This is a genomic window from Actinomadura sp. NPDC048394 (assembly GCF_040651755.1).
Taxonomy (GTDB): domain Bacteria; phylum Actinomycetota; class Actinomycetes; order Streptosporangiales; family Streptosporangiaceae; genus Spirillospora; species Spirillospora montaniterrae.
Genome location: NZ_JBEZJL010000063.1, coordinates 51625 through 62068, shown reverse-complemented (window position 1 = coordinate 62068; position 10444 = coordinate 51625). Strand labels below are relative to the sequence as shown.

Sequence of the window (10444 nt, the reverse complement as noted above, 5' to 3'; positions counted from 1 at the left end):
CGCGCGAAACGCCTCGTCCGTCGGCGGGCAGGCCCGCTGCGCTCGCTGCACTCGCTCCGCGTGCCTGCCCGTGGCGGTGGCTGAGGTCCGGCCCTCCGTTCGCGTGTTCAACCGGGTCTAGGCGAGGTGGACGCGGATCGGGAGGGACTTCCAGGCGCGGAGTGTGTTGTTGTGGTGGCGGACGGGTGTCGCCGCCAGTTCGATGTGGTCTACGCGGCGGGCCAGCGCGGTGAGGAGAGCCTCGGATTCGAGGCGGGCCACGTGCTGGCCGACGCACTGGTGGAGGCCCATGCCGAAGCCGACGTGGCCGGACGGGTCGCGCGCCAGGTCGAACGCGTCCGGGGCGTCCCAGCGGCGCGGGTCGCGGTTGGCGGCGCCGAGGAACATGAGGATCTTGCGGCCGTCCGGGACGACGGTGCCGCCGATCTCCTGGTCGCCGACGGCGGTCCGGAAGAAGGTCTGGACGGGCGACTGCCAGCGGACGGCCTCGTCGAACGCGGTGCGCGCCAGGTGCGGCTCGCCGCGGAGGCGCCGCCACTGGCCGGGGTTCGCCGCGAAGGCGTAGAGGACGGCGGCGAGGCCGTGGACGGTCGTGTCGACGCCCGCCGACAGCAGTGACCGGACGACCAGCGGGGCCTGCTCGGGGGTGATGTCGCCCCGGTCGGCGGCCGCCCAGATCTGCGCGCCGAACCCGCCGGGGGACAGGCGCTCGCGCGCGCACTGGGCGTTCACCCAGCCGGACACGTCGGGCATGCGGGGCTGCCCCCTGCGGACGAGGTCGTTCTCCGGGCCGAACGTGTTGAACAGGTGGTCGCCGTAGGGGAGGAGGTTCTCGCGCCCGTCGCGGCCGAGGCCGACGGCGTCGGGGAAGACGCGGAGGGGCAACGCCTCGGCCAGGCGCGGCACGGCGTCGAACTCGTTCTCGGAGAGCACTTCGTCGACGAGCCGTTCGGCGTCCGCGAGCCAGCCGTCGCGCAGCCGCCGGAGCGCGCGCGGGCCGAGGACCTTGGCGAGGACGGCGCGCGGCGCGTCGTGCCGGGGCGGGTCCGCCTCCAGCAGCAGGCTCGGCGGCCGCCACGGCTTTTCGTGCCGGAAGTTGCTGAGCCCCACGCCCGCGGCGGACTGGAGGCCCTGCCAGTCGGCCAGCGCGGCGTGCACGTGCTCGTAGCGGGCCAGCGCGAACACGTCGTACCTGGTCAGGTAGGTGACGGGGCCGGCCTCCCGCAGCCGCTCGTGCAGCGGGAGCGGGTCTTCGAGGTGCTCGTGCCCGAACGGGTCGGCGTCGATCGCGGGCGGGGCCTGCACGGTGGTCATGGCGTTTCCTTTCACAGGTCCAGGACGAGCCGCTCGCTGCGGGACCGGGACACGCACACGAACATGCAGTCGCCGGCCTCCCGCTCGTCGTCGTCGAGGATCGAGTCGCGATGGTCGGGGACGCCGCCGAGCACGGCGGTCTCGCACGTCCCGCACAGCCCCTGCCGGCAGGACGACAGCACGCTCGCCCCGGCGGCGCCGGCGGCGTCGAGCACCGACCGGCCCGGCGGGACCGGGACCGTCACGCCGGTGCGCCGCAGTTCCAGCTCGAACGGCTCGTCGCGGACGGCGCCGCTCTCCCGGGCCACGAACCGCTCGGTGCGCAGCAGCCCGGGCCGCCATCCCGCGCAGCGGTCCTCCACGGCTTCCAGCAGTGGCGCCGGCCCGCAGCAGTAGACCTTGGTGGCCGGGTCCTCACCGGGCAGCCACGACGCCAGGTCGAGGAGGCCCTGCTCGTCCTGCGGGACGACGGTCACCCGGTCGCCGTAGGGTTCCAGCTCGTCCAGGAACGCCATCGACGTCCGCGACCGGCCGCCGTAGAGGAGCCGCCAGTCCGCGCCGAGCAGCTCCGCCTGCCGCGCCATCGGCAGCAGCGGCGTGATCCCGATCCCGCCCGCGATGAACAGGTACTGCTCGGACGGGACGAGCCGGAAGTTGTTGCGGGGCCCGCCGATCCCCACCGGGTCGCCCACGCGGAGCTCGTCGTGGACGAACGCCGACCCGCCGCGCCCGTCCGGCTCCCGCAGGACGCCGACCCGGTACGTCCGCGCGTCCCAGCGGTCGCCGCACAGCGAGTACTGCCGGGTCAGGCCGTTCGGGAGGACGAGGTCGACGTGCGCGCCGGGCGCCCAGTCCGGCAGCCGGCCGCCGCCCGGACGGGCGAGCGTCAGCGTCACGACGCCGTCGGCCGCCCGGTCCTTGGCCGCGACGCGGAGTTCGATGGCCGTCTCCGCCATGGGGCCTCCTCCTCGAGGTCGGGGTACGGCCTCGAGAATCGCCTCCGGCGCGGCGCCCCGGCCACGGCTTTCTCATCTGATGAGAGGCGAATGTGCGCCCGCTCACAGCACGTCGGCGCCCACCGCCCGCGAGATGCCCCGCGCCGCCGCCTTCAGCGCGGGGACCTGCGCCCGCGCGCCGGCGTCGTTGGGGACGACGACCGACAGCGCCGCGATCACCTTGCCGCCGGGCCCCCGGACCGGCACCGCGATGCCGGTCGCGCGCTCGTCGATGTAGCCGGGGCACAGCGCGACGCCGCCGCGGCGCACGTCGGCGAGCAGCGCGCGCAGCCGGCGCGGATCCACCACGGTGCTCGGCGTGAAGGCGGCGAGCTCCCCGGCCAGCACGTCCTCCTGGAGGTCGGCGGGCGCGTGCGCGAGCAGCACGAGGCCGCTGGACGAGGCGTGCAGCGGCAGCCGTCCCGCGATCCGGGTCAGGTTGATCACCGCGTTCGGCATCGACAGCCGCTCCACGAACAGCACCTCGCGGCCGTCGAGGACGCCGAGCTGGGTGTGGTGGCCGGTCACCGCGTGCAGGTCCTCCATGAACGGCATCGCGGCCTCGCGCAGCCCGAGCGTCGGCGCGGCCCGCGACGCCAGCTCCCACATCCGCAGCCCGACCCGGACGCGGCGCCGCTCGTCGCGCGCCAGCAGCCCGTGCCGTACCAGCTCGTCGACCAGCCGCGACGCGGTCGCGACGTGCAGGCCGGTGCGCCGCGCGATCTCCGACACCGACAGCGACGGATGGTCGGGATCGAACGCGTCGAAGATCCGAACCGCCCTGGTCAGGACGGAATCACGTGCCACCCCGCCATTCTGCCCCGCACGCGCAGGACGGGCGCCGCCCGGCCGGCGGCGCCCGTCCCTCGAACGCTGTGGGCGAGGAGAGCGAGAGGGCTGGATACATTTGCAGTGTGAGAAGGAAGCCCCCTCATGGCCTCGCCGCTCTCACGCTAGCAATCAAGCCGGGACGATGTCGCGCAGGTTTTCCGGTGTGAACACCCGCGACTCCTCGTGCAGGCTCTCGGGCCGCTCGAAGCCCACGAACGTCACCGGCCCGCCCGGCACCCGGCCGCCGTCCCACGGCTCGATCGTCGCGCCCTTGGACGCCCACAGGCGGGTCAGGTACCGGACCGTCAGGTACCGGCGCTCCGCGACCGCGCGGACCAGCGCGGCCGTCGTGACGCGGTTCCCCTCGACCTGGTTGAACGCGAGCCGGCCCCTGAGGAACAGGTGCAGCCACTTCGCGCGCCACCGGCCGTCGTCGCCGCGCAGGAACGCCAGCGGCAGCGCGACCCGGCCCGCCCCGCGCAGGTCGGACTTCATCCGGACCGTGCGCGGCTCGAACGGCCGCCCCTCCTGCTCGGCGCCGCGCAGCATGAACCCGAAGAACGACTCGGCGACCTGCTCGAAGCCCTCGCCGGAGTACACGTTGACCTGCGGGATGATCACCCGCGCGCGGATCTCCCCGAGCCGCAGGTCGATGAACTCCGACGCCCCGTCCGGCGCCGAGGTGATGTCGCCGGAGTGCGCGCCGCCGACCTGCGTCAGCGACGTGTACGACAGCCACGTCGGGTTCAGGAAGTCGCCGTCCAGCATCAGCGCCGACAGATCGAAGTCGGTGGTGTGGCGGGCCTGCTTCCAGTAGATGAAGAACCGCAGGAGCTCGCCCTCGACCGGCGACATCGAGCCGCGCGGCAGGACGCCCAGCCCGGAGGGCGCGGCCTTCCCGCTCATCGGCAGCGCGACGTCCAGCACATCCGGATCGACGAGCAGGTGCCCGGCCTCGGGCAGGCGCCGCGCGATCTCCCCGTCCAGCAGCTCCGCCAGCCGCTTCCGCACGTCGCCGCCCAGCGGTGGCCGCGCGTCCGGGACGACGGCGCCGCGCCCGAGCCGGTTGGCGAAGACCCGCGCGCGACCGGGCTTGCCGAGCCGGTTCAGCAGGTGCTCGCGCAGCGACAGCACGACGCGTCCGGAGGCGCCGCCCGCCGCCGCCTCGAGCGCCTCGAACACGGCGTCCCGGTCTCGGTCCGACGCGGCGGTGCGGAGCAGCCGGTCCGCCGACCGGAACAGCATCCCGGGCGCGCTCGACAGCAGCCGCGCCGCCCCGGCGACGTCGCCCTCGCCGACCAGCACTTCGACGCGGCCCGCGAACGACCGCGCCGCCTTCTCGCCGCGCGCGACCGCGAACACGTCGGCCGCATGCGGGTACGCCGGGTGCTCGTGCGGATGGAGCCGCTCGCCGAGCCGCTTCCACTCCTCGCGGTACGGGCCGACGTCGCCGAGCTTGGCGGGGGAGTCGCGGACGACCTCGTCCAGGCCGGCGAGCAGAGCGCGCCGCAGCGGCCGGCGCGGCGACCGGAACCGGGTCGGCTCGGCGAGCGTGACGTCGCCGTCCGACAGCGCGCACGCCAGCCGCAGCACGTCGGTGACGGTGTCGAGCAGCGGCGGAAGCCCGGCGTTCAGGCGGGCCAGGTTGACGACGGCCCGGTTCTCGCGGACCGGGATCGCGTCCGGCTGCCGGCCGCCGGCGCAGTGCTCGGCGAGGAGACGCAGCGCCTCCAGGTCGGCGGCGTCGAGCGGGGTGACGCTCCCGGCGAGCGCCACGTACAGGTCCTCGATCTCGCGGTCGAGGGGCCCGCCCAGGTGCAGGACGGTGACGCGGTCCTTCGCGCTCGCGATCAGGTCGTCGTGCGCGGCGAGCATCTCCTCGTAGGTGTGCAGGTAGCGCCCGTAGTCCGGGAAGTCGAGCAGGTTGAGGGCGCCCTGCGCCGCAGCGCGCCGGACGTCGTCGCCCGACACCGGGTCGAGCAGCCACTTCTGCATGCACCGGGCCCAGAACTCGACGGTGCCGGGAACCTTGCGCGGGAAGCGGCGGAAGTACACGTTGTGCCGGACGTGGTCGCCGGCCATGGTCCGCACGGTCGCGAGGACGCGGACGGCGGTGTCGAGGACCGCGCCCTCGTCCATCCCGGACAGCCGCTCCATGAGGTCCCGCGACAGCTTGAACCCGGCCGACATCAGCGCGGCGTCGAACTGCCGCGCGGCGACCGCGCCCGCGCCCGGCCCGCCCTCCGGGGCGGGGACGCGGAGCGTGTGCGAGATGACGAGCCGTTCGAGGATGCCGTTCACCCCGCCATGCTCCCAGGGCGATTTCCGCCTCCGCACCCCAATTCTCCGCGGCCGCGACGAGCGGCGCCCGCGCGTCAGGCCGCTGTCGTGGGGGGCGGGAAGAGGCGCAGCCAGGCGGTGCCGGCGCCGGCGTCCTTCGGGCCGCGCACCTCGACGGGCTCGAAGTCCGGCGCGGTGCCGCCCGCCGCGCGGTGCACGAGCGGCGAGACGATCAGCCCGAGCACCGCCGCGCCCGGCGCCAGCCGCCGCCGCAGCACGTCCGCGTCCAGCAGCCGGGCGGCGCGGCCCAGCACCGCCCCGGTGATCCCGCCCGGGCCCGCGTGCACCGGGCCGGTGTCCACCGCGACGCGCACCTGGAACCGCAGGGGCGCGTCCGCCCCGCCGTCGTGCCGGGCGATGCGGTCGGCGAGCGCCCTGGCCAGCGGGCCCGCGGGCGCGGCGGCGGGGACGCCCGGCGGGATGACGAGCAGCGCGCCGTCCCCGCGGTCCTCGTGGTGGCACGCCGCCCACGGGATCCCGGCCGCGTCGAACGCGTCCTCCAGCGACCGGAATAGGACCCTGCGGATGGCCGCGCGGTCCGACTCCGTCCGCTCCGGCGAGCCGAACCCGACCACGTCGGCGAACATCACCGTGCAGTCCTGGCCGGTCAGGAAGGGGGCGCCGGAGGACGGGCCCGGGGGCGTGCCGGCGGCGGTGAGGCGTTCCAGCCGGTCCGGGGCGAGGACGTCGATCGTCGCGGTCCCGGCCCGGACCAGGCCCTCGCCGTCCCACCGGGCGAGCACGCTGTCGACGGCCGCCGGCGACGACGACGTCCAGCCGGCCAGTTCCCCGCCCGTCACGGGGAGCGTGCGGCCCCGCGCCCGCGACAGCGTGGTGAACAGCGCGGCCAGCCGCCGCTGGGTGTCGGCCAGCTCCGTGCTCGTCGTGCGGCCGGCCTCCTCGACGGCGCGGTCGTGCGCCTGCTTCTCCAGGACCGACTGGACGCCGGGACGGCTCTCCACCAGCGGCCGGAAGTCCTCCGCCGCGACGACGAGGGCCCGCACCGTGTCCAGCGCGATGACCGTCGCGGACCAGGTGTCGTCCGCGAACAGCGCCCGCTCGCCGACGAGGTCGCCGGGCCCGCGGACCGCGACGATCCGCTCCTCACCGGCCCGGTCGACGCGGATCTTCGTCCAGCCCGACCGGATGACGACGACGTAGTCGGCCGTGTGGCCCTGCCGCAGGATCGGCGTGCCCGGGCCGTAGACGCGGGGGCGCGCGGCGGCGCGGACGGCGCGCCGGTCGTCGGGGGCGAGGGCGTGCCAGAAGCTCTCGCGCTGGTCGGCGGCGCCGGCGTCGCGGTCGCGCGTCCGGGCGGCCGACGCGGCCCGTGCGCGCGCGAACTCCACCAGCGGCGCGGCGAGCAGGGCCAGCACCGCGAACGTGAGCACGGCGACGACCCCGGCGGCGAGCGTTCCGGTCGCCGCCGCGGCCCACGCCGTGCACGCCGCGCCGAGGACGCCGACGACCACCAGCCCCCACACGAGGGCGCGGCCGGCGGCCGGTCCGCCCACCCCCGCGGGGACCGGCCGCGCGCCCGCCGCGGCGAAGGCCGGGGACGCGTCGGAGAACGCCTCCAGCAGCCGCCGGGCGGGCCCCCGCCCACCGGCGGGCGCGACGGCGGGTGCGGTGGCGGGTGCGGCGGCGGCCGGGCGGGCGGTGGTGCCGGCCGGCGCGTCGGAGAAGGCCTCCAGCAGCCGCCGCCAGGCGCGATCAGGACTCGGCATTGCGTCCCCCAGTCAGTCCGGCCCGGTCAGGCCCGTCGTCGTCCTCGTCCTCGTGGTCGTCGTCCCCGTCGACGTGCCCGGGCGGGAAGGCCAGCAGCGCGTACCGGCCGAGCTTGGCCAGCACCGCCGGGGCGCCCGCGCCGAGCGCGAACGCCGCCCAGGGCGCGGTGATCATGTCGCTGGCGGCCGCGGCGGACGTCACCATCGCGGCGAGCATGCAGTGCAGCGCGCAGGCGAACAGGTAGTACCCGCCGCCCGGCCCGCGCGGATACCTCCACGGCGGCCGGGCGACGCGCCGGTTCGCCTCGAGGAAGGCCAGCGTGCGGTTCGCCACGGCTCCCATGAGTCCCCACAGGACGAACTGCCACATGCTTCGACGCTAGGCGGCCGCGCGGGGACGGTCTGTGACGCGTCGTACAGAACGCCGTGCGGATCGGAGCGCGCGGATCGGGGCGCGCCGGGACCGGGTCAGCGGGCGAGGTGGCGGGAGATCACCAGGCGCTGGATCTGGTTGGTGCCCTCGAAGATCTGCATGACCTTCGCCTCGCGCATGAAGCGCTCCACCGGGAAGTCGCGGGTGTAGCCGGCGCCGCCGAGCACCTGGACGGCGTCGGTGGTCGCCTTCATCGCGTTGTCGGTGGCGACGAGCTTCGCGATGGACGCCTCCCGGCCGTAGGGGCGGCCGGCGTCCTTCAGCCGGGCCGCCGACAGGTAGGTGGCCCGGGCCGACTCGATCGCGGCGGCCATGTCGGCGAGGACGAACGCCAGCCCCTGGTGGTCGATGATCGGCTTGCCGAACGCCTCGCGCTCCTTGGCGTAGGCGACGGCGTGGTCGAGGGCGCCCTGGGCGAGGCCGGTGGCGACGGCGGCGATGCCGAGCCGGCCCGCGTCCAGCCCGGCGAGCGCGATGGACAGGCCTTGCCCCTCGGCGCCGATCAGGTGCTCCGCCGGGATCCGCGCGTTCTCCAGCCGGACGGTCGCGGTGGTGGAGCCCATCAGGCCCATCTTGTCCTCGGGCTGGTCGAACTCCAGGCCGGGCGTGTCCGCCGGGACGTAGAAGCAGGAGATGCCGCGGGACTTCTCGTCGGACGTTCGGGCCATGACGGTGTAGAAGTCGGCCTTGCCGCCGTGGGTCGTCCACGCCTTGGCGCCGTTGAGGACGTAGGAGTCGCCGTCCCGGACGGCCTTGGCGCGCATCGCGGCGGGGTCGGATCCGGCGTGCGCCTCCGACAGGCAGTACGCGCCGAGCTGCTCGCCCGACAGCATGCCGGGCAGCCAGCGCGCGCGCTGCTCGTCGGTGCCGAACGCGAACAGCGGGAAGCAGGACAGCGCCTGCACGCTGACGCCCACGCCGACGCTGGCCCACACCGAGCCGATCTCCTCCAGGACCTGCAGGTAGATCTCGTACGGCTGGCCGCCACCGCCGAACTCCTCGGGGAAGGGCAGCGTGAGCAGGCCCGCCCGGCCGAGCGTGGTGAACACGTCGCGGGGGAAGGTGCCCGTGCGCTCGGCGTCCGCGACGCGCGGCGCCAGCTCCTTGGCGGCGATCTCGCGGGTGAGCGCGAGGAGGTCCTCGGACTCGGACGTGGGCAGGTGCCGGGTGGCGGGCATGCGCGACTCCTTTCGCCACCTGAACGGTACCAGAACAAGTACCAGAGAACCGCTTTTGGTACTGTCACGGGATGACGGAGACCCGGGCCGAACGCCGCCGCGCGGAACTGGTCGACCGGCTCATCGAGGTGTTCCTCGACCGGGGCTTCGCGGGCGTCGGCGTCGCCGAGCTGGCCGCCGCCCTGCGCTGCTCCAAGAGCACCCTGTACGCCGTCGCGGCCAGCCGCGAGCAGATCATCGCGACCGTCGTCCGCGCGTTCTTCCGCCGCGCCACCGAACGGGTCGAGGCGGCCGTGGACGCGAGCGCCGAGCCCCGCGAGCGGGTCGGCGCCTACCTGCGCGCGATCTCCGCCGAGTTCGCGGCCGCCTCGCCCGCCTTCTTCGCCGACCTGGACGCGTTCCCCCCGACCCGCGAGATCTACAAGCGCAACATCCTGATCGCGGCGCGGCGCGTGCAGGCGCTCGTCCGCGAGGCCGCCCCGGGCGCCGACGCCGCGTTCGTCGGCGCCGTCGCGGGCCAGGTGATGGAGTCGATCCACCGCGGCGAGATCAAGGCGCAGACCGGCCTGGACGACTCCGCCGCCTACGCCGCGCTCGCGGCCCTCATCGTCGCCCGCACGACCGCCTGATCACCCCGCCGCCGCCCCGCACGGACGGCTCCGTCACGCCGTGGCCGACTGCAGGGCGTGCTCGACCAGCCGGATCAGCACGTTCTTGGCCGAGTCGTAGTGCCGGACGTCGCACAGCACGACCGGGACGTCCGGGTCCAGGTCGAGCGCGTCGGCGATCTCCTCGGTGGTGTAGCGGCGCGCGCCGTCGAAGACGTTCGCCGCGACGACGAACGGGATGCCCCGGTTCTCGAAGAAGTCGATGGAGGCGAAGCTCGTCGGCAGCCGCCGCGTGTCGACCAGCACGATCGCGCCGACGGCGCCGTAGGCGATCTGGTCCCACATGAACCAGAACCGCTCCTGCCCCGGCGTCCCGAACAGGTACAGCCGGACGCCGCCGGAGAAGGTGAGCCGGCCGAAGTCCATGGCGACGGTCGTGGTGGTCTTGCGCTCGACGCCGCCGAGGTCGTCCACCCCGACGGACGCGTCGGTCAGGACCTCCTCGGTGCGCAGCGGGCGGATCTCGCTGACCGCGCCGACCAGGGTCGTCTTGCCGACCCCGAACCCGCCGGCGACGAGGATCTTCAGCGTGTGCGCGGGGAGGTCCTCGGCGGGCGCGGTGGGGTCATAGGCGGCGGAGTTCATCGAGCACTCTCATCAGGATCTTCGGGTCGGGACGGCCGGTGCTCCGCCCGGCCGGCTCGGCCTGGGGGACTTCTTCGACGAGGCCGTACTGGTGCAGGTCCGCCAGCAGGATCTGCACGACCCGCAGCGGCAGGTCGGTGTCGGAGGCCAGGTCGGCGGGGGTGGAGGGGTGGCGGCACAGCTCCAGCAGCCGCCGCTGCTCGCGCGACAGCCACACCCGCTCGCCGGGCGTGCGGCCCGTCGCGACGAGCAGCGTGACCAGGTCGACGTCCATCCCGCGGGGACGGGTGCGCCCGCGGGTCACCGCGTACGGCCGCACGATCGGGCCGGCGTCCGCGCCGACCCAGCGCTCTCTCGGAGTCTCCACGGCCGG

General features: G+C 75.1%; 10 protein-coding genes. 1 reads left to right on the top strand and 9 read right to left on the bottom strand.

Annotation, left to right across the window (positions count from 1 at the left end; translation table 11 throughout):
- Window positions 1-117: 117 nt before the first annotated feature.
- From AB0C78_RS36185 to AB0C78_RS36155, 7 genes are all read right to left on the bottom strand, one after another.
- On the bottom strand, window positions 118-1314 hold the full coding sequence (locus AB0C78_RS36185) for a cytochrome P450 (RefSeq protein WP_360757048.1): 1197 nt from the start codon (window positions 1312-1314) through the stop codon (window positions 118-120).
- Window positions 1315-1325: 11 nt separating this feature from the next.
- Window positions 1326-2270 carry a PDR/VanB family oxidoreductase gene (locus AB0C78_RS36180; protein WP_360757045.1) on the bottom strand — a complete coding sequence of 315 codons (945 nt, stop codon included), beginning with the start codon at window positions 2268-2270 and terminating at the stop codon, window positions 1326-1328.
- Between the two features lie 102 nt (window positions 2271-2372).
- Window positions 2373-3116 (bottom strand): IclR family transcriptional regulator, encoded by a 744-nt coding sequence (locus tag AB0C78_RS36175; protein WP_360757042.1) that lies wholly within the window; start codon window positions 3114-3116, stop codon window positions 2373-2375.
- 153 nt (window positions 3117-3269) lie between these two features.
- Window positions 3270-5441 (bottom strand): hypothetical protein, encoded by a 2172-nt coding sequence (locus AB0C78_RS36170; RefSeq protein WP_360757040.1) that lies wholly within the window; start codon window positions 5439-5441, stop codon window positions 3270-3272.
- A gap of 74 nt (window positions 5442-5515) precedes the next feature.
- Window positions 5516-7207 carry a cyclic nucleotide-binding domain-containing protein gene (locus AB0C78_RS36165; protein WP_360757038.1) on the bottom strand — a complete coding sequence of 564 codons (1692 nt, stop codon included), beginning with the start codon at window positions 7205-7207 and terminating at the stop codon, window positions 5516-5518.
- On the bottom strand, window positions 7194-7577 hold the full coding sequence (locus AB0C78_RS36160; protein ID WP_151547217.1) for a hypothetical protein: 384 nt from the start codon (window positions 7575-7577) through the stop codon (window positions 7194-7196). Before AB0C78_RS36160 ends, AB0C78_RS36165 begins: the two co-directional genes overlap by 14 nt.
- 98 nt (window positions 7578-7675) lie before the next feature.
- Window positions 7676-8818: an acyl-CoA dehydrogenase family protein gene (locus AB0C78_RS36155; RefSeq protein WP_360757035.1), complete on the bottom strand. Its 1143-nt coding sequence runs from the start codon at window positions 8816-8818 to the stop codon at window positions 7676-7678.
- A gap of 71 nt (window positions 8819-8889) precedes the next feature.
- On the opposite strand from AB0C78_RS36155, the gene AB0C78_RS36150 reads away from it, so the two are divergent.
- Window positions 8890-9447 carry a TetR family transcriptional regulator gene (locus AB0C78_RS36150; protein ID WP_360757032.1) on the top strand — a complete coding sequence of 186 codons (558 nt, stop codon included), beginning with the start codon at window positions 8890-8892 and terminating at the stop codon, window positions 9445-9447.
- 33 nt (window positions 9448-9480) lie between these two features.
- Here AB0C78_RS36150 and AB0C78_RS36145 read toward each other — a convergent pair whose 3' ends face one another.
- Both AB0C78_RS36145 and AB0C78_RS36140 read right to left on the bottom strand, forming a co-directional pair.
- Window positions 9481-10071, bottom strand: coding sequence for an ATP/GTP-binding protein (locus tag AB0C78_RS36145; RefSeq protein WP_151547214.1), 591 nt, complete (start codon window positions 10069-10071; stop codon window positions 9481-9483).
- Window positions 10052-10438, bottom strand: coding sequence for a DUF742 domain-containing protein (locus tag AB0C78_RS36140; protein ID WP_151547213.1), 387 nt, complete (start codon window positions 10436-10438; stop codon window positions 10052-10054). The genes AB0C78_RS36145 and AB0C78_RS36140 overlap by 20 nt, the downstream gene beginning before the upstream one ends.
- Between the last annotated feature and the right edge of the window lie 6 nt (window positions 10439-10444).

Coding starts and splice junctions, on each gene's coding strand:
- AB0C78_RS36185 (WP_360757048.1), bottom strand. CDS start 1,314: ATGACCACCGTGCAGGCCCCGCCCGCGATCGACGCCGACCCGTTCGGG.
- AB0C78_RS36180 (WP_360757045.1), bottom strand. CDS start 2,270: ATGGCGGAGACGGCCATCGAACTCCGCGTCGCGGCCAAGGACCGGGCG.
- AB0C78_RS36165 (WP_360757038.1), bottom strand. CDS start 7,207: ATGCCGAGTCCTGATCGCGCCTGGCGGCGGCTGCTGGAGGCCTTCTCC.
- AB0C78_RS36160 (WP_151547217.1), bottom strand. CDS start 7,577: ATGTGGCAGTTCGTCCTGTGGGGACTCATGGGAGCCGTGGCGAACCGC.
- AB0C78_RS36155 (WP_360757035.1), bottom strand. CDS start 8,818: ATGCCCGCCACCCGGCACCTGCCCACGTCCGAGTCCGAGGACCTCCTC.
- AB0C78_RS36150 (WP_360757032.1), top strand. CDS start 8,890: ATGACGGAGACCCGGGCCGAACGCCGCCGCGCGGAACTGGTCGACCGG.
- AB0C78_RS36145 (WP_151547214.1), bottom strand. CDS start 10,071: ATGAACTCCGCCGCCTATGACCCCACCGCGCCCGCCGAGGACCTCCCC.